Annotated in this window: 25 protein-coding genes; 10 read left to right on the forward strand and 15 right to left on the reverse strand. The window is 68.1% G+C overall.

All coding sequences use genetic code 11. The features are described from left to right. Positions 1-11: 11 nt before the first annotated feature. Positions 12-1,250, reverse strand: coding sequence for a saccharopine dehydrogenase NADP-binding domain-containing protein (locus tag KUM49_RS09835; protein ID WP_308406588.1), 1,239 nt, complete (start codon positions 1,248-1,250; stop codon positions 12-14). A 33-nt stretch (positions 1,251-1,283) separates the two neighbouring features. Here KUM49_RS09835 and KUM49_RS09840 point away from each other — a divergent pair, with 33 nt between their 5' ends. Beyond that, entirely contained in the window at positions 1,284-1,913 is a 630-nt protein-coding gene (locus KUM49_RS09840) for a TetR/AcrR family transcriptional regulator (RefSeq protein ID WP_217236346.1), read from the forward strand. A gap of 50 nt (positions 1,914-1,963) precedes the next feature. On the opposite strand, the gene KUM49_RS09845 is transcribed toward KUM49_RS09840, so the two are convergent. The 3 genes from KUM49_RS09845 to KUM49_RS09855 form a co-directional block, all read right to left on the reverse strand. Beyond that, positions 1,964-3,025 carry an LLM class flavin-dependent oxidoreductase gene (locus KUM49_RS09845; protein ID WP_217236347.1) on the reverse strand — a complete coding sequence of 354 codons (1,062 nt, stop codon included), beginning with the start codon at positions 3,023-3,025 and terminating at the stop codon, positions 1,964-1,966. Further along, entirely contained in the window at positions 3,025-3,558 is a 534-nt protein-coding gene (locus KUM49_RS09850) for an SRPBCC family protein (protein WP_217236348.1), read from the reverse strand. The genes KUM49_RS09845 and KUM49_RS09850 overlap by 1 nt, the downstream gene beginning before the upstream one ends. A 113-nt stretch (positions 3,559-3,671) precedes the next feature. Further along, on the reverse strand, positions 3,672-4,169 hold the full coding sequence (locus KUM49_RS09855) for a helix-turn-helix domain-containing protein (RefSeq protein ID WP_217236349.1): 498 nt from the start codon (positions 4,167-4,169) through the stop codon (positions 3,672-3,674). A gap of 107 nt (positions 4,170-4,276) precedes the next feature. On the opposite strand from KUM49_RS09855, the gene KUM49_RS09860 reads away from it, so the two are divergent. Then, positions 4,277-5,173 (forward strand): SDR family oxidoreductase, encoded by an 897-nt coding sequence (locus KUM49_RS09860; protein WP_217236350.1) that lies wholly within the window; start codon positions 4,277-4,279, stop codon positions 5,171-5,173. A gap of 48 nt (positions 5,174-5,221) precedes the next feature. Here KUM49_RS09860 and KUM49_RS09865 read toward each other — a convergent pair whose 3' ends face one another. Then, a complete protein-coding gene (locus KUM49_RS09865; protein WP_308406589.1) occupies positions 5,222-5,863 on the reverse strand; it encodes a WHG domain-containing protein in 642 nt (213 codons plus the stop codon). Positions 5,864-6,116: 253 nt separating this feature from the next. On the opposite strand from KUM49_RS09865, the gene KUM49_RS09870 reads away from it, so the two are divergent. Genes KUM49_RS09870 through KUM49_RS09880 form a run of 3 tightly spaced genes read left to right on the forward strand, consistent with a single transcriptional unit; the run spans position 6,117 to position 9,521 of the window. Further along, a complete protein-coding gene (locus KUM49_RS09870) occupies positions 6,117-7,091 on the forward strand; it encodes an enoyl-CoA hydratase/isomerase family protein (RefSeq protein ID WP_217236352.1) in 975 nt (324 codons plus the stop codon). A gap of 7 nt (positions 7,092-7,098) precedes the next feature. After that, complete coding sequence (locus tag KUM49_RS09875; protein ID WP_217236353.1) at positions 7,099-8,019, forward strand: alpha/beta hydrolase; 921 nt, start codon at positions 7,099-7,101, stop codon at positions 8,017-8,019. Between the two features lie 35 nt (positions 8,020-8,054). Further along, positions 8,055-9,521, forward strand: coding sequence for a class I adenylate-forming enzyme family protein (locus KUM49_RS09880; RefSeq protein WP_217236354.1), 1,467 nt, complete (start codon positions 8,055-8,057; stop codon positions 9,519-9,521). Positions 9,522-9,749: 228 nt separating this feature from the next. Here KUM49_RS09880 and KUM49_RS09885 read toward each other — a convergent pair whose 3' ends face one another. Beyond that, positions 9,750-10,622: an alpha/beta fold hydrolase gene (locus KUM49_RS09885; RefSeq protein ID WP_217236355.1), complete on the reverse strand. Its 873-nt coding sequence runs from the start codon at positions 10,620-10,622 to the stop codon at positions 9,750-9,752. Between the two features lie 40 nt (positions 10,623-10,662). Further along, a protein-coding gene (locus KUM49_RS09890; protein ID WP_217236356.1) for an IS5 family transposase occupies positions 10,663-11,489 on the reverse strand; the annotation gives its coding sequence in 2 pieces (ribosomal slippage) (positions 10,663-11,129 and positions 11,129-11,489; 828 coding nt in all). A 100-nt stretch (positions 11,490-11,589) separates the two neighbouring features. On the opposite strand from KUM49_RS09890, the gene KUM49_RS09895 reads away from it, so the two are divergent. Next, positions 11,590-11,913, forward strand: a complete 324-nt coding sequence (locus KUM49_RS09895) for a CGNR zinc finger domain-containing protein (RefSeq protein ID WP_217236357.1) — start codon at positions 11,590-11,592, stop codon at positions 11,911-11,913. Between the two features lie 34 nt (positions 11,914-11,947). Here KUM49_RS09895 and KUM49_RS09900 read toward each other — a convergent pair whose 3' ends face one another. Then, complete coding sequence (locus KUM49_RS09900) at positions 11,948-12,421, reverse strand: helix-turn-helix domain-containing protein (RefSeq protein ID WP_031143657.1); 474 nt, start codon at positions 12,419-12,421, stop codon at positions 11,948-11,950. 138 nt (positions 12,422-12,559) lie between these two features. Here KUM49_RS09900 and KUM49_RS09905 point away from each other — a divergent pair, with 138 nt between their 5' ends. Continuing rightward, positions 12,560-13,573 (forward strand): NADP-dependent oxidoreductase, encoded by a 1,014-nt coding sequence (locus KUM49_RS09905; RefSeq protein WP_217236358.1) that lies wholly within the window; start codon positions 12,560-12,562, stop codon positions 13,571-13,573. Positions 13,574-15,238: 1,665 nt separating this feature from the next. Here KUM49_RS09905 and KUM49_RS09910 read toward each other — a convergent pair. Beyond that, positions 15,239-16,078, reverse strand: a complete 840-nt coding sequence (locus KUM49_RS09910) for an alpha/beta fold hydrolase (protein WP_217236359.1) — start codon at positions 16,076-16,078, stop codon at positions 15,239-15,241. A 67-nt stretch (positions 16,079-16,145) separates the two neighbouring features. Here KUM49_RS09910 and KUM49_RS09915 point away from each other — a divergent pair, with 67 nt between their 5' ends. Continuing rightward, entirely contained in the window at positions 16,146-16,817 is a 672-nt protein-coding gene (locus KUM49_RS09915; RefSeq protein ID WP_254400994.1) for a TetR/AcrR family transcriptional regulator, read from the forward strand. A 348-nt stretch (positions 16,818-17,165) separates the two neighbouring features. Here KUM49_RS09915 and KUM49_RS09920 read toward each other — a convergent pair whose 3' ends face one another. Further along, complete coding sequence (locus KUM49_RS09920) at positions 17,166-17,753, reverse strand: TetR/AcrR family transcriptional regulator (protein WP_055705477.1); 588 nt, start codon at positions 17,751-17,753, stop codon at positions 17,166-17,168. 167 nt (positions 17,754-17,920) lie between these two features. On the opposite strand from KUM49_RS09920, the gene KUM49_RS09925 reads away from it, so the two are divergent. Then, on the forward strand, positions 17,921-18,628 hold the full coding sequence (locus tag KUM49_RS09925) for an SDR family oxidoreductase (protein ID WP_217236360.1): 708 nt from the start codon (positions 17,921-17,923) through the stop codon (positions 18,626-18,628). A gap of 252 nt (positions 18,629-18,880) precedes the next feature. Here the strand turns inward: KUM49_RS09925 and KUM49_RS09930 are convergent, their stop codons facing one another. The 4 genes from KUM49_RS09930 to KUM49_RS09945 form a co-directional block, all read right to left on the reverse strand. Then, positions 18,881-19,714 carry an enoyl-CoA hydratase/isomerase family protein gene (locus tag KUM49_RS09930; RefSeq protein ID WP_217236361.1) on the reverse strand — a complete coding sequence of 278 codons (834 nt, stop codon included), beginning with the start codon at positions 19,712-19,714 and terminating at the stop codon, positions 18,881-18,883. 119 nt (positions 19,715-19,833) lie between these two features. Further along, entirely contained in the window at positions 19,834-20,640 is an 807-nt protein-coding gene (locus KUM49_RS09935; RefSeq protein ID WP_217236362.1) for a strictosidine synthase, read from the reverse strand. Positions 20,641-20,671: 31 nt separating this feature from the next. Beyond that, complete coding sequence (locus tag KUM49_RS09940) at positions 20,672-21,538, reverse strand: alpha/beta fold hydrolase (protein ID WP_217236363.1); 867 nt, start codon at positions 21,536-21,538, stop codon at positions 20,672-20,674. A gap of 66 nt (positions 21,539-21,604) precedes the next feature. Next, positions 21,605-22,600, reverse strand: coding sequence for an NADP-dependent oxidoreductase (locus KUM49_RS09945; protein ID WP_217236364.1), 996 nt, complete (start codon positions 22,598-22,600; stop codon positions 21,605-21,607). A 158-nt stretch (positions 22,601-22,758) separates the two neighbouring features. Here KUM49_RS09945 and KUM49_RS09950 point away from each other — a divergent pair, with 158 nt between their 5' ends. Then, entirely contained in the window at positions 22,759-23,382 is a 624-nt protein-coding gene (locus tag KUM49_RS09950) for a TetR/AcrR family transcriptional regulator (RefSeq protein WP_217236365.1), read from the forward strand. A gap of 215 nt (positions 23,383-23,597) precedes the next feature. Here the strand turns inward: KUM49_RS09950 and KUM49_RS09955 are convergent, their stop codons facing one another. Continuing rightward, positions 23,598-24,608 (reverse strand): enoyl-CoA hydratase/isomerase family protein, encoded by a 1,011-nt coding sequence (locus tag KUM49_RS09955; protein ID WP_217236366.1) that lies wholly within the window; start codon positions 24,606-24,608, stop codon positions 23,598-23,600. Positions 24,609-24,652: the final 44 nt, after the last annotated feature.

A 24,652-nucleotide genomic window follows, 5' to 3' on the forward strand; every position in this document is an offset into this window, starting at 1 on the left:
CCACGCAGCGATCACCGACGGGCCAACGCCCCGTCGACTTCGTGTACTCCCGCCTCGGCGGCACCGAGCCTGAGGGTGTCGAGCCCGAAGGCCGCGACCGGACCGTGCACACCGGGCTTGAGGACGGCATCCGGCGCCGCCGCACGGACTGCGCCCCACGCCAGGAGGGAGCCCGTCATCTCGTAGGGATCGGGTCCGGTGAGGGCCGTCGCGGCCAGGGGACGACCCTGGCCGTCGCGGGCAACCGCGATCACCAGGGAACGGCCGTCGGTGTCCGGTTCACGATGTGCTCCCGGGAGCCGCCCGGACCACCGCGTCAGAGCAGCCCGCACCTTCGCCGACCTCAGCAAGGGCGCCTGGAGCATGGCGGCGATCTGCACCGGACGCGTCCACCGCCCGAGCCAGCCCATCCCCACCTCGACGCTCTCCAACTGAGGGAAGACCTCAGGCAGGCCGAGATGCTCCGTGCCCGGGACGGTCATGGCCGGGCGTCGCACACCGGCGTAGCGGAAGGTGAGGACACGCTTGGCGGCCCGCTCGTCGACCAGTCGGGAAGAGGCTCCAGGGCGTGGAGAGCGGTAGGCGAACCCGTCCTCGGCCACCGCGGCGACCAGCGTCTGGCGCGTGCCACCCGTGGTCAGGTCCCAGGAGTCGCGCAGGGTGGTCCGGTAACGCAGCTCACTCCCGCGCCCCGAACGGGTGATGAAGTAGCCGATCTCGACATGGCATGCGCGCTCGCCCGCCTGTTCCAGGGCCAGGGCGCCGGCGAGATTGCCGGGCACGTAGTCGTAGCCGAACGCGGGCACGAGAGTCGCTCCCCGGGCGGCCGCGACGGAGTCCAGCTCCAGGAGGACCCGGCGGGCGAAGGGGCCCTCCCCCGTGGAGTCGAAGTAGCGCGCTCCCGCCCGCGCGGCAGCCGTGACCGTGGCCATGCCCAGTTGCATGAACGGCCCGACCGTGGAGACGACCACATCGCTGGGGCCCAGAAGGCGCGTGAGGTGGGCGGAAGAGGTGACGTCCACTTCCGCCACCGGCAGTTCCGCCTCGAAGCGGTCGGCCAGGGTCAGCATCTTCGTTCGGCTTCGCCCGACCAAGGTCGGCTTCTCACCTCGTGCGAGCAGTTCCCTGAGAACTCGCCGCCCCGTGTACCCCGTCGCACCCAGCAACAAAATTCTGCGCTTTTCCACGGCTACGTCTGCCTTCCGGAGGGCACTGTCACGACGACCACTGACCGACCACGAGTCATTCACTGACTTCAGGTCATTGAATATACGATGGTCAACATGAGAGGGCCAAACCGACGACAGCTGTATGCGGAGCAGACCCGGGCGGACCTGGTGGCGGCCGCGCGCAAACTCTTCGTCGACAACGGGTTCGCGGACACGTCGGTCGAGGCCATCACCGCGGCGGCGCACGTGAGCAAGGGCACCTTCTACCACCACTTCCCGGACAAGAAGGCGATGTTCGCCGAGCTCTACACGGAGCTGCTCCAGCGGGTCGGAGCGCTCGCCGACGCGGCGTCCGAGGCGATCCGTGCGACACCGGGCGAGCCTGCCTGGACCGCCGTGTCGAACCTCACGCACGCCTTCTTGCGGCGGACCATCGACGATCCCCTGCATCGAGAGCTGATGGCCCAGGCGCCCTCGGTGCTGGTGGCGCAGTACCGGCACATCAACGACACGGTGGCCCAGCCGCCGATCGAACGGCTATTGACCGTCCTGGCCGAGCGCGGTGACGTGGAACCGAACGTTCCGGTCGCCACCGTCGCCCGGCTGCTGTTGGCCGTCCTGTGCGAGGGCAACCAGATCATCGCCGCCGCGGCGGACCGGGAGGACGCCCTGGCCAGGACGTTCCACACGATCACCCTGCTGGTGTCGGGCCTGGCGGCGGACGGCGTCAGCGCGCACGGTTGACGTCGAGCAACGCGTGCAACAGCACTCCTCGACTGCACCCGGCCGTGCCGCTACCGTGCCGCCTCGTCCTCAATGTCACGGACCAGGTCGATGGCCCGACCGAGAGTGGTGAGCCGAGCGTCGAGGGTCTCTCCGGCCGGATAAAAACGTACGGTGTCCACACCGGCGTCGCGCCACACACGCAGCCGCTGACGCACCATGGCCTCGGTTCCGATCAGAGTGGTCGCCAGCACCATTTCGTCGGTGACCAAGCCGGCCGCGCCGTCCCGGTCCCCGGCCTGCCAACGTGTCCGGACTTCGGCCGCCACCTCGGCCCAACCCTGGCGGCTGTAGGCATTGTTGTAGAAGTTCGTGGTCGCGGAACCCATGCCGCCGAGGCTGAAGGCCAGTTCCTTCTTGCGTCCGGCCACCATCGCGCTCAGCGCGTCCTCGTCGTCCGCGAAGGCGACCTCGGCACCTTGGCAGATGTCGAGGTCGGCACGGGCGCGACCGGCGGTGGCCAGGCCCTGGTCCAGGTGGTCGAAGTACGCCTCCTTGGCGCCCTCGGGCACGAAACTGGTGCCCAGCCACCCATCGGCGATCTCACCGGTCAGGTGCAGCATCTTCGGCGAGAGGGTGGCGAGGTAGACCGGAATGTCATGCTCGGCACGCATCGACAGACGCATGGGTTTCGCCTCCGCGCCCGGCAGTGGAATCCGGAACTCCTGTCCCGAGTAGGAGACTTTGCCGCCCGCGGCGGCCTCCCGCACGATCTCGACGGTCTCCCGCATCCGCACCAGCGGCCGGGCGAAGGGCACGCCGTGCAGCCCCTCGATCACCTGCGGCCCGGAGGGGCCCAGTCCGAGAAGGAAGCGCCCCTGGGAGATCTGCGACAGTGTGATCGCGGCCCGGGCGATGGCCATCGGCGTGCGGGTGCCGAGTTGGATGATTCCGGATCCGAGGAGCATGCGCTCGGTCTTCGCCGCGAGGTAGCCCAACGGCGAGGGAGCCTCGGAGCCCCACGCCTCCGCCACCCAGCAGATGTCGAGACCGAGCTTCTCCGCCTCGGTGACATAGGCGACGATCTCCCGCCAGTCGCCCCCGGAAGCTTCGATCGTGGTGGAGGTACGCATCAGAGCCTCGCCTCGCCCGCGGGCCGGGCCCTCTCGGCCAGCTTCTTGATCTCTTCGAGGGTGATGGTCATGTTGGCCTCGAACTCCCGCATGCGCACGAAGACGATCTTCTGCTCCTTCTCCGGCATGCGATCGATGGCGAAGGAGAGGCCCGAAGGGGCCGGCCCCATCTGCATCCATTCGCTCAGCAGAGTGCCACCGCCCTGCGGCTCCAACGTGAACCGCCAGATCGCGGTTGGGTCCTGCGGGTTCTCGACGCTCCAGGCAAGCAGCCTCGGCGGCTCGTACTCGACGATGTGGGAGGCGGTGGTCCACTCCCCGAGTGCCTCGTGCTTGCTCCTGCCGATGAACCGGGCTCCCAGAGCAGGGGCGGTCCTGCCATCCAGCCATTCGACATGCTGCAGCTCGGAGCTCATACGCGGCATCAGCTCGATGTCGGACACGAGCGGCCACACCTGTTCGGGCGGAGCAGCGATCCAGGTGCGAACCTCCACCGTCGGCTTGTCCGCATAGCGCGCGCCTGTCCAATCCATGTTCCTGCAGCCTCCATGCCGATCCGAGAACTTCCATGACCAGACGTGACCAGTAAAGTTGCGTAGATAGACTCACATGTCAAGGGAAACGCCGCCCCGGCAGAGCCGCGAAGTCAGCCGGCGAAACGCTCTCGGACATCCGGCCGTTCGGCCAGATGTGGCGGATAGCCGGGGCCCATCCGAGGACTGGTGTTCTCCGCGGTCATCTGCTCCCCGCAGGAAGAACACACCACCTCGGTATGGGCTTCCTGTCCGCAGACGTCGTGATGCATGACTACCGGCGGGCCCTCTTCACCGGACAGCCAGCGGTCCCCCCACCGGTTCATCACCAGCAGCACACCGTAGAAGTCGCGCCCCTTCTCCGTGAGCACGTAGTCGTACCGAACTGGCTCCGTCTGGTACGGCCGTTTCTCCAGCAGCCCCTCATCCACCAACCGGCGCAACCGGTCCGTCAATGTGTTGCGCGCGATCCCCAGTGACACCTGGAACGCGTCGAACCGTCGGATCCCGTAGAACGCCTCACGCAGCACCAACGGCGTCCACCAGTCCCCGAGCAAGTCCATGGTGCGCGCGATCGAACAGGGCCAGTGCGCAAAGGATGTCCGCCTCATGACCGTCAGCATAGGTTCGTCCAGTCGTGAGACCCAGCAGGTGGAGCGACGACAGTTCATACACGCGACATCTTGCGCTCATTAAATAACGAAGTTATGTTGCCGTCATGAAACGTGACTTGCTGGGCAGAAAGCTGGTTGTCACCGGAGCGGCGCGCGGCATCGGCGAGAAGGTGGCCCGCCTGGCCATCGCCCGAGGCGCTCAGGTGACCTTGATCGGACTGGAACCCGATCGGCTCCGTGACCTCGCCCGCGAGCTGGGCCCCGCCGCTTCCTGGCGTGAGGCCGATGTGCGCGACGGCACCGTCCTGCGGTCAGCGATCGACGAGGCTGCGGGGGTCATGGGCGGCATCGATCTCGTCGTCGCCAATGCCGGCGTCGTGGCGTACGGGACCGTGCGACAGACGGACGAGGCGTCGTTCGAGCGGGTCCTGGACATCAATCTGAACGGTGTCTTCCGGACCCTCAAGTACGTGACGCCCCATCTGGAGCGCAGCCGGGGACACGTGCTGGTTGTGGCCTCCGCGCTGTCCTTCATGCCGCTGGCGGCGATGGCCTCCTACGGCGCCAGCAAGGCCGCGGCCGAGCTGCTCGCCCTGACCTATCGCCAGGAGGTGGCGCATCTCGGCATCACGGTCGGCCTGGTGCACCCCTCCTGGATCGACACGGATCTCGTCCGGGGCGCCGAGGCGGACCTTCCCTCGTTCCAGGGCCTGCGCAACCGGCTTCCCTACCCGGGCAATGTCACCACGAGTGCCGACCGGGCGGCGGCCGCGATCGTCGACGGGCTCGTGCGCCGGCGCAGCCGTGTGTACGTCCCGCGCGCCGTCCTCGTGGCCAACTGGGCCAAGGCGGCGCTGAATTCGCCACTGGCCTGGCCATGGGCGAGGCGCTTCGCGGCCCGTGCCGTTCCGTCCCTCGAACGGGAGGTCGCGGCGCTGGGGAGGCATGACCAGCTCACGCCGGGCACCGGTGCCTCTGCCGCGGAGACCAAGTCGCCCTAGCCGCACATGGGTGGTCCCGCGCGGGACAGCGTCCTGCCCTACCGACTTTCACCGACCTTGAACGATCGAGTCGTAAAGGCGCGCGCCCGCCTCGTGCAAGGCTTCGGCCCGTTCCCGCTTGTCGCCCAGACCGACAGAGAAGTTCACGCCCATCGGCCGCATCACCTGCACCACGGGATCCTCGAACTCGCCGAAGTGCTCGGCCAGCTCAAGGGTGACGTACCCGTGGACCAGACTCCACAACTGGGCGGCTATGACTTCAGGTTCCTGCCGCTCGGCCCTGCCCGAGTCCACGAGCCGTCGACATGCCGCGGTGATATGGACGTGGGCATCCCGGAAGGCCGGCGAATGTCCGCTCAAGCGAAGGTCCGCGTCCGACAGCGGCCGGTACGTCGCACGAGTGGGCAGGCCGAACATCAGGTCGTACAGGTGAGGGTTCTCGTGGGCCACTCGGCGGCAGGTCAAAGCCATGGCGAAGAGATCCGCGATCGGATCATCCGTCACCGGCACCTGGGCGAACGCCGCGCCGAGCTCCCTGAAGCCGTGGTCGGCGACGGCGCGCATCAGTTCGGGGATCCCACCGAAGTGGCCGTAGACGACCATCGTCGACAGCCCGCTCGCGGACGCCACCGTACGCGCCTTGATGGCCGACGGCCCCTGTTCGGCCAGCAGGCCGACAGCGGCTCGCACAAGCCGCTCCGGTGCGTCATCGAGCCTCGGCCGCCCTGCCATGCCTCTCGCGCCTCCACCATTGACACTCTTGAAATAACTTGGTTATGTAACTCGTCACGGCAATAGTACACATCTCGAGCGACGTGCCGTTTCGGACACGGGCGCGCCTCCCCGGACGGGCTTTCACGCACTGTCCCAGATTCCTGGCGCCGGCAGCCCCTCCCTCACTCGCTTTGCACTCCCCCATGAACCCAGCACGGGAGCAGAATCCATGCCATACAAAGACAAGGGTCATCTGGAGATCGAGGACCGCGGAGCCGTCCTTGTCGTCCGGGTCGACGGCGGCCCGCACCAGTTGTTCGGCCTCGACATCGCCCATCAGCTGGACAAGCTGGTGACCCGGGTCGACCGCGATCCGAGCATCCGTGCCGTCGTCTTCACCGGGGCACACCCCGAGCGGTTCGTCAGCCATGCCGCGGTCCGGTGGCTGCAGGAAGAGGGCGCCGCGAGCCCGACGGTCGGCCGACGCGGTGCCGCCGCCGTCGTACGCATGGCGAAGCACGTGGACCGGTCCCGGGTCCTCGGGGCACTCATGCGCAGGACCCCGATGCGGGGTGCCCTCCAGCTGGAGCGTCTGCACACGACCTTCCTCCGGATGAACGCCAGCGGTGTCCTCTTCGTCGCCGCGCTCAACGGTTCGGCTCTCGGCCTCGGCGCCGAGTTCGCCTGGGCCTGCGATCTGCGGGTCATGGCCGACGGGGACTTCTTCATCGGCCAGCCCGAAATCCTCCTCGGCATCATCCCGGGCGGAGGCGGCACCCAGCGGCTGACCCGCCTGATCGGCACCCACCGGTCCCTGGCCGCGATCCTCGAAGGCAAGCCGTTCACGCCCGCGGAAGCGCTCGCCAACGGGGCGGTCGACAAGGTCGTACCCCAGGACAAGGTCGTCGCGCAGGCGGTCGAGCTCGCAGAGCACTTCGGCCGGCGGTCGAAGGGGTCGGTCGCGGCCGCCAAGAGGTCGATATACCTCGGCGGCTCGATGCCCCTGGAGGACGGACTCCACGTCGAACGCGCCGAGTTCTTCACCCGAGTCATGTCGAAGGACGGCCAGGAACTGATGCTCGACTACATGAAGACGACGGACGTCACCGGCGAGCTCCCGCTCTACAACCCGGACACCTACGCCCAGGCGCTCGCCTCGGGCAGCGTGCCCGGGCACCGCTCGACGAAGACGACGCGGCGGTGAGCAGACGATGACCACTGCGCACTCCTTCACCCGCCACGACATCACCTTCCCCTCCGGCGACAGCACCTGTGCCGGATGGCTCTACCTCCCGACCGGCGTCACCTCCCCGCCCGTCGTCATCCTCGGGCACGGCCTCGGCGCCACCCGCGAGATGCGCCTGGACGCCTTCGCCGAGCGTTTCGCTCAGGCCGGCATCGCCGCCGTGGCCTTCACCTACCGGCACTTCGGCGACAGCGGCGGCCACCCGCGCCAGCTCCTGTCGATCAAGCGTCAGCTCGCCGACTGGGACGCCGCCATCGCCTACGTCAAGGCCCGCCCTGACGTCGACCGCTCCCGCATCGCGGTGTGGGGCAGCTCCTTCGGCGGAGGCCACGCCATCACCGTCGCCTCTCGGCATCCCGAACTGCGCGCGGCCGTGTCCCAGTGCCCGTTCACCGATGGTCTCGCCTCCGCGCTCGCGCTCGGCCCGGTCGCCTCGCTCAAAATGACCCCCGTGCTCGCTCGGGACATGGCGGCCAGAGTGCGCGGCAAGGCACCCGCGATGGTTCCCATCGCCTCCGCCCCCGGTTCGCCGGCCCTCATGAACGCCCCTGACGCCCTGCCCGGCTACCAGGCGCTCCAGCCGCCCGGCACGACATTCCGCAACGAGGTGGCGGCACGGGTCATTCCGACCATCGCTACCTACCGGCCTGGGCGTGCCGCGAAGAAGGTCGCCATGCCGATCCTCTTCTGCGTCAGCAACACCGACTCCGTCACACCTCCCGCCCAGACCCTCCGGTACGCGCGCACCGCACCCCGGGGAGAGATCAAGAGGTACGACGCCGGCCACTTCGACTTCTACACCGGCGAGACCTTCGAGGCCCTGGTTCGCGACCAGATCGAGTTCCTCACCCGGCAGTTGCACCCCGCGCCGGTATCGACTCCTTGACCGGATCGCACAACACCGAGACAGGTACGCCCGCCATGAACTTCGCTTCACTGCCCGACCGTCGCGCCGCTCTCGACCCCGATGGGGCAGCGGTCTCGGACGGGCGCCAGTCACTCACCAACGCTCAGTTGCTGGACCGCGTCCGTGCGGCAGCGCGTCAGCTCCAGGACCTCGGCATCGGTCACGGCGATGTGGTGGCCCTCAAGCTGACGAACCGCATCGAGTTCGTGCTGCTGTTGTTCGCCGCCTGGCGGATCGGCGCTACCATCACGCCGGTCAACCCGAGCATGACCGACGTCGAGGTGGACCGGCAGGTCAAGGACTCCGGTGCGCGTCTGCTGGTGGTCGAAGACCGCGAGGCGCCCGTCACGGACGGTACTGCCGTACTCGCCGTCGGCGCACTGCACACGGAAGGGGCGAGTTCGGATCACACACCGCATGTGGACTCGTCCGTGCTGGCTCTTCTCATATACACCAGCGGCACCACCGGGACGCCCAAGGGCGTGATGCTGGACCACGCCAACATCGACGCCATGACGGAGATGGGCCGCCTGTCCCTGGACATCGGGCCCGCCGACCGGTGCCTGCTGATCCTGCCGCTCTTCCACGTCAACGGCATCGTGGTCAGCATTCTCACGCCTCTTCTCGCGGGGGCGAGCGTCGTCATCGCGGGCCGCCGGTTCGACCCGCACAGCTTCTTCGACCTCGTCGAGCAGGAGCGCCCCACCTTCTTCAGCGCCGTGCCGACGATCTACAGCATGCTCGCTGCGCTCCCGGACGACGTGCGGCCCGACACATCGTCGCTGAGGTTCGGAGTCTGTGGCGCCGCACCTGCCTCCGCCGAGCTGCTGAACCGGTTCGAAGCCCGGTACGGGTTCCCTCTTGTCGAGGGGTACGGCTTGTCCGAAGGAACCTGCGGGTCCACCGTCAACCCCGTCGCGGGCCCGCGACGTGCCGGCACCGTGGGACTTCCCTTCCCCGGCCAGGAGATTCGGATCGTCGACGCCGAAGGTACCGAGGTGGGGCCGGGCACGGACGGTGAGGTCCTCGTGAAGGGCCCCAACGTCATGCGTGGCTATCTCGGCCGCCCCGAGGAAACGGCCAGAGTCATCGTCGACGGCTGGTTGCACACGGGCGATGTGGGTCACCTCGACGCCGAGGGCTATCTGACCCTGGTCGGGCGCTCGAAGGACATGATCATCCGTGGTGGGGAGAACATCTACCCCAAGGAGATCGAGGACGTCCTCACAGGCGACCCGTCGGTGCTCGAAGCCGCCGTGATCGGCGTACCCGACGAGAAGTGGGGAGAGGTGGTCGTGGCCTACATACAGCCGCGACCAGGCGTGGCCGTCGATCTGACGGCGCTGCGGGAGCTCTGTGCGCGCAGCCTCACCGGCTTCAAGCGTCCGACCGACTTCTTCGTGGTGGAGGCCATAGCGAAGAACGCGGTCGGGAAGATCGACAAAGCCTCCTTGCGCGCTGCCCACGTCGCGGTTTCCTGAGATTCACCACGCGCCGAGCCTGGATGCCCAGGCAGCGCCTATCCGACAGCGCGGCCGCGGGGACGCTTCGGCGGGTGTCCCGGTCTCGGCCAGGATCTGACTGAGGGGCGGCCCAACCGGAAGCAACTGGGCCGCCCCTCGGTCCGGGAGGCTGCTCGGACGACTTGCCCCGGCCGGCCAGTGAGACTGTGGACCCGCAGGGGCGCCGCTCTCGTCACGGTGGCAGGGTCACCGACTCGCCTCGACGGCCAGGAACGACCGCAAATGGCCCAGCAGCGCCTCCGGTTGCTCTTCGGGGATGAAGTGGCCGCACTCCGGGATTTCTGCTCCGGTGACGTCGTCCGCGTAGGCGCGCCAGATCTCCAGCGTCGGCAGGCGGGAGGGCAGCCCTGCGGAACCCCAGAGCGCCAGTACCGGCATGGTGAGGCGGCGGTCCTCGGCGGCGTCGATGTCGTCGAGGGCGACGTCCTGCTCCATGGCGCGGTAGTCGTCGAAACTCGCGCGCATGGCACCCGGGCGGGAGAAGGCTCGGACATATCCGTCGACCGCTTCGGGTGTCAGCCCGTGGCGGTTATAGGTCCACCGCTCGAAGAAGTACTCGAGATACCCGCGTATGTCGTGCCCCACGAGCCGCTCGGGAAGGTCGGGCTGCATCTGGAACAGCCAGTGCCAGTACCCGGAGGCGAGCGAGGCGTCCAGTCGGCGGAACATCTCCCGGGTCGGCACGATGTCGAGCACAGCCAGCCGTTCCACCTGGTCGGGGCGGTCCAGCGCCCAGCGGTGCCCCACGCGGGCGCCCCGGTCGTGACCCACGACGGCGGTCGTCTCGAAGCCGAGTGCTTCGACGAGGCCCGCCATGTCGGCGGCCATCCGCCGCTTGTCGTATCCGGTCGAGGGCTTGTCGCTCAGGCCGTAGCCACGCAGGTCGGGTGCCACAACGGTGTGGTCGGCGGCAAGATCCGCCAGCACCGGCTGCCAGCAGTCGGAGGTCTGCGGCCAGCCGTGGAGCAGGACGAGCAGAGGACCGGATCCCGCTCGGAGGTAGTGCAGGCGAACCCCGTCCACCTGCGTCACGCCCGTGGTCGCGGTGGGCTGTCCCATGGCTGCGCCTCCCCGGCACGAACTAACCCTCTTAGAACTCCTAACAAAGTGAGAGGTTGACCAGTCGGCGCCAGCAGATGATGCCGCAGGCCAGGCTGAGGAAAGCTTCGTGGATGTCGTCGCGGATCTCCCAGCGGATGCGCAGTCGGCGGAACCAGTGCAGCAGTGCAAAGCTCTGCTCGACCACCCAGCGGTGCACACCCAGTCCGGAACCGTGCTCGACGCCGCGCCGCGCGATGACCGGGGTGATTCCCAGGGCCCGCACCTGCTTGCGGTACTTGTCGTGGTCGTAGCCGCGGTCGGCGTAGAGCGCGACCGGTCGTTGTCGGGGCCGCCCGCGTCGGCCACGTACGGGCGGGACGGCCTGGATCAGGGGGATGAGCTGGGTGACGTCGTTGCGGTTCCCGCCGGTCAGCGATACCGCCAGCGGGATGCCGTGCCCTTCGGTGATCAGATGGTGCTTGGAGCCTGTTCGGGCACGGTCGACCGGGCTCGGTCCTGTTTTGGGCCTCCTTTGAGCGCCCTGACGTGCGAGCCGTCGATCACCGCCCTCGACCAGTCCAGCGCGCCGGCGGCGTTCAGCTCGGCCAGGAGCGACTCGTGCAGACGCTGCCAGACTCCCGCGTCGTTCCAGTCGCGCAGGCGCCGCCAGCAGGTCATGCCGGAGCCGAAGCCCAGCTCCTGGGGCAAGAACTCCCACGGAATACCCGTGTACAGCACGAACAGGATGCCCGACAGCACCTTCCGGTCGTCCAGACGCTTGCGCCCCGGGTGATGTGTGCGACGCGGCACAACCGGCAGCAACGGCTCGATCCGCGCCCACAGCTCATCCGCCACGATCCACGGCGGCTCTTCACCCCTTCTCATGTGCAGGCTAACAACCCATCAGACGCCACCATTCCAAGGCAAGTTGCGACTTTTTGTTAGGAGTTCTTAGGGGGTTAAACCTAACGTGCAGAATGAAGGCGTGGCAACGGACGACACGTGGATCTGGGACGGCGGGCGGGTCTGTCTGGACTTCACCAACACCCTCCGCCACCGGTGGCGACCCACGCCGGGGGAGACGCTCCGGAACCCGGGCGATCTCACCCTCTGGCTTCAGCGGGCCGGACTGCTCGCACCGGGCATCCCGGATCCCGTGTGCGGCGCGGACACATGCGCCCTGCGCTTCCTGGACCGCTCCCCCGCCCACAACCGCCGCTGGTGCTCGATGTCCCGCTGCGGCAACCGCACCAAAGTCCGCCTCCACCAGGCCCGAGCCAGACGGAGTGAGCGCACCCCGGCGGACTGAGCCCACCCGGACTCCTGCCGCCACCGCACTCAGCTCACTCCGCGGGCCTCAGACGAAATGCGGGGCCGGGGACACTCTCGATGTCCTCCGCCTGCACGGCGTGGCCGCGTTCGCAGCGGATCTGGGCATCGACGTGCGCACCGCATCCTCGGTGTCGCGTCAGTACGGCCGGGCCCTCCGGGTCGGCGCGGTAGCGGTCGCCCCACTGCAGGAGCCCCATCACGGCCGGGACCAGATCCACGCCCTTCGGTGTGATCACGTACTTCGGCCGGCTCCGCGAGCCCGGTTCCTTGTAGGTCTCGGTGGCCAGGATCCCTTCCTCGACAAGCATCCGAAGCCGTGCCGCGAGAAGGTTCCGGGGACAGCCGAGGACGCGTTCGAAGTCGCTGAAGCGGGACGAGCCGTACCAGACCTCGCGCAGGATGAGGATCGTCCACTTCTCACCCACGACCTCAAGGGTCCGGGCGATCGAGCAGTTCGACATGTCCCGGTCGAGTCGGGTATCCATGCCGGCGTCCTGAAGAGCTTCGATCCTCGCATCCATGGGGTGATTCTAACCCGACGTGAGTTTACTTTTCTATACTCAGCGAGTAGCGTCATGACCACACGCAGGCGACCGAGAAGATCACGTGGAAAGGCGGCCGGCATGAAGGCATTCGTCGTCGAGAAGTACGGCAAGGACGGCGTGCGCGCCGCCGAGGTACCCGAGCCCAGCGTCGGTGACCGCGATGTTCTGGTCAGGGTGAGCGCCGCGAGCATCAACCCGCTGGACAAGATGGTCCGTAACGGGGAGTTCAAGCAGCTGTTGAAGTACAAGCCTCCGTTCGTACTCGGTCATGACGTGGCCGGCGTCGTGACGCGGGTCGGTTCCGCCGTGCGCGGCCTCGAGGTCGGCGACGAGGTCTACGCCCGTCCGCGCGACCTGCGGATCGGAGGCTTCGCGGAGTACATCGCGATCGACATGGACGACGTCGCGCCCAAGCCGGCGTCGCTCACCCCGCAGGAGGCGGCCGCGGTGCCGCTGGTGGCCCTGGCCGCCTGGCAGATCCTCGTAGACCAGGCCCATGTGAAGCCGGGTCAGAAGGTGCTCGTCCACGCCGGTGCCGGCGGTCTCGGATCGACGGTCATCCAGCTCGCCAAACACCTCGGTGCCACCGTGGCGACGACCGCGAGCACTGATTCCGAGAAACTGGTCCGAAGCCTCGGTGCCGACGTCGTCGTCGACTACACCAAGGAGGACTTCTCCAAGGAGCTGTCCGGCTACGACCTGGTGCTGGACGCCGTGGGCGGGGCGAACCTGGAGAAGTCGCTGACCGTGCTGAAGCCCGGCGGCCTGGCTGTCAGCGTCGTGGGCCCGCCGGACGCCGGGTTCGCCAGGCAGCTCGGCGCCCCCTCCTTCATGGGGCTGGTCATGAACGTGCTCAGCCGCAAGATCCGCAAGCGGGCGAAGGCCCTGGGCGTTCGCTACCAGTTCTTCTTCATGCAGGCCAATGGCTACCAGTTGCGCGAGCTCGGCGCCCTCTACGACAGCGGGAAGCTCCGCCCGGTCATCGACAGCACCTTCCCGTTCGATCGGACGCTCGAGGCGATGGCGTACGTCGAGCAAGGTCGCACCAAGGCCGGCAAGGTCGTGGTCTCGATGACGCCCGACAGCAACTGAGATCAGGCCGGCCACACGGCATCCTCCTGGCATGATCACGCGGGGCACGACGACGCGACGGCAGGGGCGAGAGACGCTCGCCGCGTCGGGCGGAACAACATCGACGGCTCGCGTGTCTCGACGCTCATGACGGACAGGGGATTTGTCCAACGGCGCCCTCTGCTCCGACCCTGAATCCGAGGGCTGCCGGCGGCCGCGGCAGTCTGCGGAGCCCCGTGCCCCGCGTGCCTTGGATTGCATCCAGGGAAGTGGTGTACGGGTTCGACCTGATCCGGGGTTTGCTCCGGCATCGGGTCGGTGCCCGCATAGATGAACGGCCATCGGCTGATCTTCGAGGTGTCGAAGCCCGAAGGACGTCAGCACGATGACCGCACCTGCCAGTGCCCCCGCACGCCCTCGCCGAGGACAACCTCGCCGCGCCGAGTCCCGATCTGCTGCGCGCGACAGTCTGAACGTTCGCCGACACGCTCATGCCCGGGACCTGCGCACATACGTGGCCTTCCTGTGGTTCACGCGACGCAGGCGGGACCGGCGTGATGCGTCCATGGACCACCGAGCGGCGTTCGAGTGGCGGCGGCGTCGTGATGAGCGTGGCCCTCGTTCGGAAGAGGCGAGTTGGGGCCGGGAGGTGTCCACGGTCAACGACTTCTACCTGTGGGCAGGACGTCGTCAGGGCCGATCCCATCCGTCAGCGCGCGGGCTTCGGTGTGGTCGCCGTGGCGGGACGGGGCTGGCGGCACGATGGTGCGGCAAGTGCCAGCCGCGGCACTACGCCGCCCTGGTCGACGTGCGCTTCCGGCCCCGCATCCCGGCGCCGGCCCGGCCTGCGACGCCGACGGAACCCTCCGGATCCGACGTACGTACGGAAGCCAACCTGAGCCGGCCACGGAAGGAGAACACCGACCTGCGCCGCACTCTCGCTCTGTACGAGGAGGCCATCCGCCGGCCGGCTCTCGACATCGGCCACTGCACAGCGGCGGCACCGTTCTTCCACTGCCAACCGCAGCAGGCCCGCGCCGCCCGGGCCCTCCTGAATCCGACACCCCCCAGGCGCCTGGCGTGCGAAAGGACGTCGGGCGTAGCGCGCAGCCGACTACCGATGATCAAGGATTCACCTGCTGGACAGCGGACGAGATCCAGACCGGCGTTGCGCTGATGACCGAGCTCGGGCAGCTCGGCGGCGGCGGTCGGGCCCTGTACGGCCCTCGTCTCGGCGAGCGGAGCCTCAGGGACTGGTCCGGCGGCTCTCCCTGCCGCCCCCGGGCCGACTCGCCCAGCGGACCGGCCCGGGGCACGCTGGAAGGAGCGGCGTCGCCCACGTCGTCAAGGCCAGCAGCGAGGGCGTCGAGTGGCTCTGCCCGGATACCACGATCGAGCGGATCGCCGCCCAGTGGCTGGAACTCAGGCGCTCCTCGTCGTGGTCACCGACGGCGCGGCCGGCGCCCACGTCTTCGACGCCCGTGCGGCACGTATCAGCCGTCCCGGCCGGAGGGTCGCGGCGGTGGACACCGTGGGAGCGGGCAGGGCGGCCGGGCGACGGCGCACCCCGCCTCGCTCACGGAGGATGCGCCTACCTGAGCCAGCCGCTCCGGCGGCCGGGGTCCGGCCTGCCGGATTCTCGCGCACGGACCAGGCGTCAGCGACTGCACCGAAGCCCTGCAGGCGTTACTCGTCGAGGAACTGAATGGCGTGCTTCAGAAACCGCTCGGGATACTGGAACTGCGCTCCATGCCCGGCATCGGGGTAGATCAGCAGCTGAGCGTTGGGGATGTTCTGGGCGAGGTGCCAGGAGTTGATCGAGGCGATCATCACGTCGTTCTCGCCGTTGAGGACCAGCGTCGGCTGGGTGATCGCGTTCAGGTGGGCGTAGGGGTTCTCGCCCGGCAGCGGTTCCGCGTAGGCCATAGTCGCTTCGAACTGCGCCTGTGCGACCGCGGGCGAGCTCGGCGGGTCCTGGTCGACCCGCTGGTGACGGCGCTCCCAGAAGGCCTTGCCCGCTTGCTTCGCGGCTTCCGAGCGGCCGAAGAACAGGAAGAGGAAGTCCTCCAGGGTGGGGACCGGGTTCAGGGCGTACTGAGGCACCTGGGGGTCACTTGTCGGGTCCCCACCTCGGAGGCCGGTGCCGAGCAGGAGGAGCTTGCGCACCAGCTGGGGGTGGCGCAGCGTGACTTCCTGCGCCTGGAAACCGCCGAGCGAGAAGCCGAGCAGGTCGACCTGCTCCAGCCCCAGTGCCCGGATGACCGCGGCGATGTCGTCGGCCATGTCCTCGATCCGGTTACGCGGCGTGCCCGATGACGAGGCGACGCCGCGGCCGTTGAACAGGATGACCTCCCGGCCTTCGGCCAGGCCGTCGGTGAGCAGCGGGTCCCAGTTGTCCATCCCTCCGCGGAAGTGCTGGACCAGGAAGATCGGGACGCCCGAGGGCTTGCCCCAGCGCCGGTAGGCGAACCGGTCGCCGTCAACCTCGATGTACTGAGTCGGTGCGGTCACATGCGTGTCACTCATGGCCTGAGCCTTTCTGGAGGGGTGAACAATAATATGACGGTCGTAATCTAAAAAGTCAAGGTCTTAGATGTCGATCGACATCTATGTATGCTGGACCGTCGAGCGTCGACCGACGAAGGGACGGCTGGACATGCGGGTCACCAAGGCACAGGCAGAGCAGAACCGTGCCCACATCGTCGCGACAGCCTCCAGGCTGTTCCGGGAGCGCGGCTATGACGGTGTCGGCGTGGCAGAGCTGATGGCAGCCGCCGGGTTCACCCATGGCGGGTTCTACAAGCACTTCCGCTCCAAGGCCGACCTGATGGCCGAAGCGTCCGCAAGCGGGCTCTCGACGACCGCGGCACGGGCAGAAGGCCTGGACCCCGCCGAGTTCGTCGAGCGCTACGTCTCACGGGAGCATCGCGACGGGCGCGGCGACGGCTGCACCATCGCGGCCCTCGGCGGCGACGCCGCACGTCAGTCGGCGGACCTCAAAACAGAGTTCGCGGCCGGGATCGAGAACCTGCTGACGGCCCTTCAGCCCCCAACCGATACGCCGGGGGATGCGGACCAGCGCGCGGCCCGCATGATGGTGATCGACATGCTCGCCCATTCGGTCGGCGCGATCATGTTGTCGCGGGCATGCCCGGACGGCTCTCCGTTGGCGGACGAAATCCTCGATGTCTGCCGCAAGGAGATTCTCGCGTCACTGGCACAGGGCAACAGCGACCAGCCGGCGGCAAGCAGTCCGGAAGCCTGACCGCAGCCGACCGACGCAAGCCCAGCTCAGTACCTTGAACAGCACGAGGCCGGCTCCCAGTCGCCTCAGTGCGAACACCGGCAGAACCACCCCGCCGCCCCTTCGAGCGACCTTCCTCAGCGCGCGGTCTAGGCGCGGGGTGGGAGTGGGACCCGACGCCGTACAGGTGGGCAATCTCGGGAATCCCAGCAGCACGCGGTGGCGGTAGCCCTCCTGCCGGCTGCCCCAGCCGTCCAGTCGTACCGGTATGGGCAGCAACGGCCGGATGACCTGCCATTCGGGGATTCGGGCCATACCGCAACCGAGGACTGCCCGGATGGTCACCCGGGCCGGAGACCGGGCCGCACTTCAGCGAGGCAGCAGGACCTCGACCTGCCCCCGGATGTCCTGCACGATCTCCTCCACGCTCAAGGCGATGTTCACGCTCACCGCCATGCTGAGGAACATCACGGCGGACACGATGTGTGCCAGCGTCGCGGCGTCGCCCTCGGTGACCCGCTCGTCTCGGCGCAGCACGGCGGCGACGGCCTCCTCGGTTTGCGCGACGATGGCGAGTGCCGCGCCGTGCCGGGGCTCCTCGGGGTCACCGAAGACCATCTCTCGCAGGTAGGTGCGTCCGTTGTCGATCTGGACGCGGTTGCACTCGACGATCGGCCGGACGATCGCCAGCACCGCGTCCAGCACGCCTGGGACGGTCTCGGCGTCCGCCCGGCCCCGCTCAAGTGCTTCGACGTACTTGGCGTTCTGGACAAGGAGGAGGAGTTCGCCCTTGGTCTTGGCATAAAGGAACAGGGTCCCGGTGCCGATGTCGGCCTTGTCCGCGATCTGTTGGGTCGTGACCTCATCGACGCCGTGTTCGGCGAACAGATCACTGGCGGCAGCGACAATGCGGTCGAGTTTTTCCTGCTTGTTCCGCTCGCGCCGTCCGAGAGGCATGGCGGTGTCCTCCAGGAATAGATTCTGACTGTAATCAGTTATGATTGTACTCAATGTCATGTGGGCTCGAATGTGGCTCCGCTCATTCTCCCATCGCGGGGCGATGTGTCCTTGCCCCATCCGTGCGCAGCCACGTACTTCACATCCCCCTCGGAAAGAAGGAACCCATGCCCTCCCTCGATGGAGCAGTCGTCCTCGTCACCGGCGCCAATGGCGGTATCGGCACCCACTTCGTCCACGACGCCCTGGCGCGCGGCGCCGTCAAGGTCTACGCCACCGCCCGCTCCCCCCGCGCCTGGGACGACGACCGCATCGTCCCCCTGACCCTTGACGTGACCGACCGCACGTCGATCGACGCGGCCGTGGCCGCCGCGGCGGATGTCACCGTGCTCGTCAACAACGCGGGCGCCACCCCGCCGAGCACGAGCCTGCTGGACGTCACCGAGGCAGACATCCGGGCGAACATGGAGACGAACTTCTTCGTCTTCCTCGCCCGCGCCTTCGCACCGATCCTCGCCGCCAACAAGGGGTCAGTCCTCATCGACGTGCACTCCGTTGCCAGCTGGTATGCCTTCGGCGGCGCCTACAGCGCCTCCAAGGCCGCACTGTGGTCGGCCACCAACTCGTTGCGCATCGAGTTCGCACCCATGGGCGTCCACGTGACGGGGGTGCACATGGGCTACGTCGACACCGATATGGCCGCGCACGCCGACGGCCCCAAGATGCTGCCGACACAGCTGGTGACGACCGTCTACGACGCCGTCGAGGCCGGAGAATACGAGGTCCTGGCCGACGACTTGACCAAGGGGGTCAAGGCGGCTCTGAGCGGCCCGGTCGAGGCGCTTTACCCGGACCTGCACAGCACGGAAGCCTGAGCTTGTTGTTCGGTCCCGACGCGATCTCTTCACGTCAGGGACCCAGTGATCCATGGCGTGCGAACGGTCGGCCGACCGGTGTCCAGAAGCGGTGCACTGTAGCGGCCATCGAGCGGTGGAGGACATCGGCGGTCGATCCGGCAGCAGCCCGATCCGACCATCGTGCCGAAGACGTCGGAAATCAGGTGGGCCCCGCGGCAAATGAGGACGGACGCAGCATCCGCTGCGTCCGTGCTCACTTTCTGATGGGTGTCAGCTTTGCTGGTTGGCGATGCCGATGTAGTGCCCGAGACGGTACTCGAAGTCGATGCCGGCCTGTTCGACGACGGCCTGCGTGCCTGCGGCCCGGGTGAGGAAACCGGGAAGGGTGAGGGAGTGGGCGAACTCGCCGTACGCGGCGACCAGGTCCCCGTCCGGGGGCAGGGTTGCCCGGTTGATCTGGGCTTTGGCCGAGGCGAGTGAGGTGCGGTCGAAGGAGGCGAGTCGGGCGGCGACGGTGCCGACGAAGGCGTCGAGTTCGCTGTCGGGGAGGGCGCGGGTGATCCAGCCCCAGCGTTCGGCGGTGTCGGCGTCGTAGTCGTCGCTGGTGAGGATGGCTTCCAGGGCGCGGTCGCGGCCGATGGCCCGGGGCAGGCGTTCGCTGCCACCACCGCCGGGCAGCAGTCCGCTGCCGACCTCGGGCTGTCCGAAGATCGCCTTCTCACGACTGGCGTAGCGCAGATCGAGGGCGAGGGCGAGCTCGTTCCCGCCGCCGCGGGTGCGTCCACGGATGGCCGCGATCGTGATGTACGGCGCTTTGGAGAGTTCCAGGACCAGATTCGTCCATGCCGGAACCGCGTCCGGGTCCTCGGGGGCGGGGAAGTCGGCGGCGGCGGCCAGGTCGAAGTGGTTGTAGAAGAAGTCGGGGGTGGCGCTGTCGAACAGCACGACCTGGATGTCCGGGTCGGTGGCCAGTTCGGTGACGATCTCGATGAGGCGCAGGACCGTATCGCCGACGATGAGGTTGACGGGCGGGTTGGCGAAGGTGATCTTCGCGATCTGCGGTGAGGTGCGCTCGTAGTGGATGGTGCTCTGCTGCTCGCTCATGGCTGGCTCCGGATGCGTGGTGGGTATCAGACGGCGATGGGGGTGTGAGGAGGGCAAGGAAGCCGGGGCGGATGGATGTGCCGAGCAGATCCGGCGGTCCCGCTTCCCGTCTGCGCTGCTCACTCCTGGTAGTGCGGGAGGATCTCGCCGTTCTTGACGTAGGTGAGGGCGGCGGCGACGTCGTAGGCGTGGATCGCGGAGACTTGCGGTGCCAGCCGGTTGGACAGGTCCTCGATCGCGTTGCCGGTGAAGAAGGCGTCCCGTGCCGCGGTGTCGGTGAACCCGAGGCTGACCGAGGCGTGGAAGTGCTGGTCGTGGGGGTTGTCGTGGGCGACGTCCGGGGTGTCCCAGAGCTTTTTCGTCCAGGGCAGGAACGTCTGCGTGCGCAGTTCCTTCAGCACTCCGGTGCCGGCGAGCGCGGGGGCGAGCTGCTTGTTGACGAACTTCCGGAGGGCGCCGGCGCCGACCCCGTCCCTGCGGCGAAGGTAGATCAGCGCGCGGGCACCGACCGCCTCTCCGCGGCCTGCGACGTCGTACCACCGAGAGGAGTTCGGCGGGCCGGCGTAGAGCAGGGTGCGGCGGAACACGTTGATCTCGTCGGCGTAGGCCAGCTTCGTCTGCTCGCGCCCTTTCAGGGGTGCAAGCACCGATTGGAAGGTGACTTCCGCGACGCCGTCGATCTTCCGGTCGGCGGGGATCGCGGTCTGGACCCCGTCGATGGCCGGCCACAGGCCCGTGTTGTGCTCGGCGAGGTGGATCTGCCGGTACTCCTCCAGACCCGGGGTGGCGGAGATGATCCCTGAGTGCGGGCCCTTCCAGTGGTCCATGCCGGTCTGGCGGGGCTGGTCGGTGCGCACCCACAGCAGGATCGAGGAGGCGAGAGGCTTCCTCACTTCCGGGGGCGCGGCGACCGGTGACGTGCGCATGATGTTGCCCTTTTTCCTGGTCAGGTGGTGGTCATCGGGCCAGGAACTCGACCGCGACGGGGGCGAACTCCTGGTGGTACTGGAAGATGCCGCCGTGCCCGGAGTCGGGGTAGATGATCAGCTCGCTGCCCTTGATGCGCCGGTGCAGGTCCTCCGACAGGACCGACGGCACCATGCGGTCGTTGTCGCCGTTGGCGATCAGGGTGGGCTGCGTGATCGACGACAGGTCGTCAGGGGCGGAGCGCCCCCACTTCTTGATCGCCTTCAGCTGCGTCTGGAACGCCTTGGTCTTGATGTCCACGTCGCGGTCGACGGTGCGCTCCTTGAGCCGGTTGACGAACGCGCGTGCGGCGGGCTTGCCGGTGGCGTTGCGGTTGAAGAACAGGAACTCCTTGGGGTCCGAACGGGTCAACGTGGCGCGCAGGATGTCCCAGTAGGTGACTCTGGCTACCTTGTCCATGTCCTTGCCGCCCTTGGGGCCGGTGCCGGTGAGGACCAGCTTGCGGACGAGCTCGGGGTGCTTCACCACCAGGGCCTGGGCGACCATGCCGCCGAGGGAGAAGGAGAAGACGTCGATCTTGTCGTACCCGAGCGCCTTGATGAAGGTGTAGGCGTCGTCGGCCATCGCCTCGACACTGTCCGGCACCTGACCGGTGGACGCTCCGACACCGCGGTTGTCGAAGGCGATGACGTGACGGCCCTTCGCGATGGGATCGATGATGCGGGGGTCCCAGTTGTCCAGGGTCGCGGCGAGGTGGACGAAGAAGACGACGGGGATGCCGCCCTTCGGGCCCAGCTCGCGGTAGGCGTACGTGACGCCACCGGCGCTGACGGTGCGGGCCGGGGCCTTCGCGTAGGAGGTGATGACGGCTTCGTTCGGGGTGTCAGTGCTGCTCATGACGGATTCTCCTTGCGTGTTCTGTGTCGCTGTGTGTTTCGTGTCGCCCCTCGCGGTTGCGGCGGGTCAGCTGTTGCCGATGACGGCCTTGCCGCGGATGCCGCCCTGGGACAGCGACTGCAGCGCGTGCGGGGTCTGGTCGAAGGGGACCACCTTGCCCACGACCGGGCGCACCACGCCCTGGTCGATGAGGGTGGTGATCTGGCGGAGCTGGTCGCCGCTGGCGCGCATGAACAGGAACTCATACGTCACGCCGAGCTTCTTCGCCTGCTTGCGGATCTTGCCGCTCAAGGCTGCGACCGCCAGGCGCATCAGCGGGTTCAGGCCGGCCTCGCGGGCGAACGCGGGGTCCGGGGGACCGGCGATCCCGATGGCCTTGCCGCCGGGCTTGAGCACCCGCAGGGACTTCTCGAGGTTCTCGCCACCGAGGCTGTCCAGCACCAGGTCGTAGCCGGTCAGAAGCTGCTCGAAGTCCTGGCTGCGGTAATCGATCACCGTGTCCGCGCCGAGCGCGCGCACGAAGTCCGCGTTGGAAGCGCTGGCGGTCGTGGCGACGTGCGCACCGAGGTGCGCGGCGAGCTGGATCGCGATCGAACCGACCCCGCCGGCGCCGGCGTGGATGAGAACCTTCTGCCCGGGCCGCACCTTCCCGCGCTCCACCAGCGCCTGCCACGCCGTGAGCGCCGCCAGCGGCAGTGAGCCGGCCTCTTCCATGCTGATCGAAGCGGGCTTGAGCGCCAGGTCGCCCTCCGCTACCGCGATGCGCTCGGCGAACGTGCCGATGCGGTCCTGGTCGGGCCGGGCGTAGACCTCGTCTCCGGGCTTGAAGCCGCGAACCGCCGTCCCGACGCTGATGACAGTGCCCGCGACGTCGTTGCCCAGGATCAGCGGCAGCTTGTAGGGCAGGATCTGCTTGAACTCACCGGCGCGGATCTTCTCATCCAGCGGGTTCAGCCCGGCGGCCTCCACTCGCACAAGCACGTCGTGCTCCCCCACGGTGGGCTCGGGGACCTCCGCCTCTTGCAGCGGCTCCTTGTACTTGGTGACGACGAACGCTCGCATGGGGCGCCACTCCTAATATTTGTCCTATTCATCCAGGTCTGAGACTGGATCGGCAAACCCGGCGCGACATCCGGGGGCCTCACAGCCTCGCCCCATCCGGTCAATCCGAGTACACTCAACTATGAGTCCACTCATAATTCTTGTCAAGGGGGGTTCCCATGGGAAGCGATCACATGCCGATCGGGCGCCGCGAGAGGGCCAAACAGGACAAGCGCGAGCGCATCATGACCGCCGCCCGCGAGCTGTTCGCCGAACACGGCGTCGACAGGGTCACGACGCAGCAGGTCGCCCGCCGGGCCGATGTCGCCATCGGGACGCTCTACCTGTACGCGTCCACGAAGGCCGAGTTGCTGATCATGGTGCAGAACGAGAAGTTCGCCGCCGCCGTCGATTCCGGCCTCGCCGCCGCCGACGCCGCCGTCGGACAGGGCGCGCTGGAGCGGGTCATCGCTCTCATCCGCCCCCTGGTGGAGTGCGTGCGGGAGCACCTCGAGAACGGCCGCACCTATCTGCGCGAACTTGTCTTCGGCGACCCGGCCGAGCCATACCGGCAAGTGGGTCTGACCCTTGCCGGCCGCGTCGAGGACGGCATCACCGGCCTGCTCACGCGCAACGAGGACATCGGCGCCGCCGACGCGGCAACGCTGGCGCGGGTGATCACCGCGATCATCCACATCAGCACCACCGCCACCGTGTGCCCGCACCGCAGCGACGAGGCCGTGCTCGCCGACATCCGCGACCAGATCCACGCCACCCTGGCGCAGCACATCCGCGCCGCATGACCGCTCGCTCCACGAGCCGACCATGTCCCCGGAACGGGGGCACTTCGTGAGCACGCGCTACGGCGTGGTCACCATCGGCGGCGGAACCGGGGGCACGTCACCGCGATCCGCGCCGCGCAACTCGGCAAGAACAACCTGTCCGGCAGTGCGGCAGTGCGGCAGTGCGGCAGTGCGGCAGTGCGGACAACGGACAGCCGCTCACCCTGCACTCCCGGTCAGGCCGGCGGCGTCTGCCCGCCCTGCGCCTCACGTTCCCAGATGGGACTGCGGTCCTTGTCGACCAAGGCCGCTCGGACGCCCTCCAGGAAGTCCGGCGTGCGGATGGTCGTGCGCGTGAGAGTGAGCTCGGCGTCAAGGCACTCGCGCAACGTCTGCTGTCTGCCTCGGGCCAGCAGGTTGTGAGTGATCTCCAAGCTCTGCGGCGAGGCGGACTCCAAGGCGATCAACGCGTCTGACGCCCAGGCGGTGCCGAGGTGACGCAGGCGTTTCTCGATCTCACCGAGGGTCGGCGCGCCGAACGCCCAGTCCATCTCCCCGCGTACCTCCGCCAGCCTGCTCGCCCCCACCGGCGAACGGTCGGCAAGGCGGTTCAGGACGACGTCCACCGGGGCGCCTGGGCTGTCCGCCAGGGCGTCTCCGACCGCACCGAGCCTGTCCGTGGGGACGAAGTGCGTGGCCAGCCCCGCGTACAGGGCGTCGGCAGCGTCGAGACGGTGCCCGGTCAGTCCCAGGTACATGCCCATCGCGCCGGGCAGCCGCGGCAGAAAGTAGCTGGCCCCGATGTCGGGGAAGAAACCGATCCCGGTCTCGGGCATCGCCAGCACCGCACGCTCGGTGACGACGCGGAAGGTGCCGTGGACCGACAGACCGAGACCACCGCCCATGCACATGCCGTCGATGAGCGACACGACCGGCACGGGATACTCAGCGATCCGGGCGTTGAGCCGGTACTCGGAGGCGAAGAACCGCTCACTGGCCTCGGCATCCCCAGCGAGGCTGTGCTCGCGGATCGTGCGGATGTCGCCGCCGGCACAGAAGGCCTTCACACTGGTGCTGGCGATCACCACAGCGGACAGCGGTGTGTGCTCCCATGCGGCGAGCGCACCGTCAATGGCCGCGACCATGCCTGTCGTCAGGGCGTTGAGCGCCTTGGGTCGGTTCAGAAGGATCCGGCCGACGCCCCGGTGCACATCGGTGAGAACCTCGCCCTCAGCAATGTCAGTCATGCGTCTCATCTCGTACTCCGCGCGGACCTGGCTGTTGTGCCATC

This window comes from Streptomyces sp. AC555_RSS877 (assembly GCF_019049245.1).
In the GTDB taxonomy this organism is placed as follows: Bacteria; Actinomycetota; Actinomycetes; order Streptomycetales; family Streptomycetaceae; genus Streptomyces.

Coding starts and splice junctions, on each gene's coding strand:
- KUM49_RS09955 (WP_217236366.1), bottom strand. CDS start 24,608: ATGACTGACATTGCTGAGGGCGAGGTTCTCACCGATGTGCACCGGGGC.
- KUM49_RS09925 (WP_217236360.1), top strand. CDS start 17,921: ATGCCCTCCCTCGATGGAGCAGTCGTCCTCGTCACCGGCGCCAATGGC.
- KUM49_RS09875 (WP_217236353.1), top strand. CDS start 7,099: ATGACCACTGCGCACTCCTTCACCCGCCACGACATCACCTTCCCCTCC.
- KUM49_RS09930 (WP_217236361.1), bottom strand. CDS start 19,714: ATGAGCGAGCAGCAGAGCACCATCCACTACGAGCGCACCTCACCGCAG.
- KUM49_RS09870 (WP_217236352.1), top strand. CDS start 6,117: ATGCCATACAAAGACAAGGGTCATCTGGAGATCGAGGACCGCGGAGCC.
- KUM49_RS09845 (WP_217236347.1), bottom strand. CDS start 3,025: ATGCGTACCTCCACCACGATCGAAGCTTCCGGGGGCGACTGGCGGGAG.
- KUM49_RS09905 (WP_217236358.1), top strand. CDS start 12,560: ATGAAGGCATTCGTCGTCGAGAAGTACGGCAAGGACGGCGTGCGCGCC.
- KUM49_RS09945 (WP_217236364.1), bottom strand. CDS start 22,600: ATGCGAGCGTTCGTCGTCACCAAGTACAAGGAGCCGCTGCAAGAGGCG.
- KUM49_RS09935 (WP_217236362.1), bottom strand. CDS start 20,640: ATGCGCACGTCACCGGTCGCCGCGCCCCCGGAAGTGAGGAAGCCTCTC.
- KUM49_RS09940 (WP_217236363.1), bottom strand. CDS start 21,538: ATGAGCAGCACTGACACCCCGAACGAAGCCGTCATCACCTCCTACGCG.
- KUM49_RS09855 (WP_217236349.1), bottom strand. CDS start 4,169: ATGAGGCGGACATCCTTTGCGCACTGGCCCTGTTCGATCGCGCGCACC.
- KUM49_RS09840 (WP_217236346.1), top strand. CDS start 1,284: ATGAGAGGGCCAAACCGACGACAGCTGTATGCGGAGCAGACCCGGGCG.
- KUM49_RS09920 (WP_055705477.1), bottom strand. CDS start 17,753: ATGCCTCTCGGACGGCGCGAGCGGAACAAGCAGGAAAAACTCGACCGC.
- KUM49_RS09885 (WP_217236355.1), bottom strand. CDS start 10,622: ATGGGACAGCCCACCGCGACCACGGGCGTGACGCAGGTGGACGGGGTT.
- KUM49_RS09880 (WP_217236354.1), top strand. CDS start 8,055: ATGAACTTCGCTTCACTGCCCGACCGTCGCGCCGCTCTCGACCCCGAT.
- KUM49_RS09915 (WP_254400994.1), top strand. CDS start 16,146: ATGTCGATCGACATCTATGTATGCTGGACCGTCGAGCGTCGACCGACG.
- KUM49_RS09900 (WP_031143657.1), bottom strand. CDS start 12,421: ATGGATACCCGACTCGACCGGGACATGTCGAACTGCTCGATCGCCCGG.
- KUM49_RS09910 (WP_217236359.1), bottom strand. CDS start 16,078: ATGAGTGACACGCATGTGACCGCACCGACTCAGTACATCGAGGTTGAC.
- KUM49_RS09950 (WP_217236365.1), top strand. CDS start 22,759: ATGGGAAGCGATCACATGCCGATCGGGCGCCGCGAGAGGGCCAAACAG.
- KUM49_RS09850 (WP_217236348.1), bottom strand. CDS start 3,558: ATGGATTGGACAGGCGCGCGCTATGCGGACAAGCCGACGGTGGAGGTT.
- KUM49_RS09860 (WP_217236350.1), top strand. CDS start 4,277: ATGAAACGTGACTTGCTGGGCAGAAAGCTGGTTGTCACCGGAGCGGCG.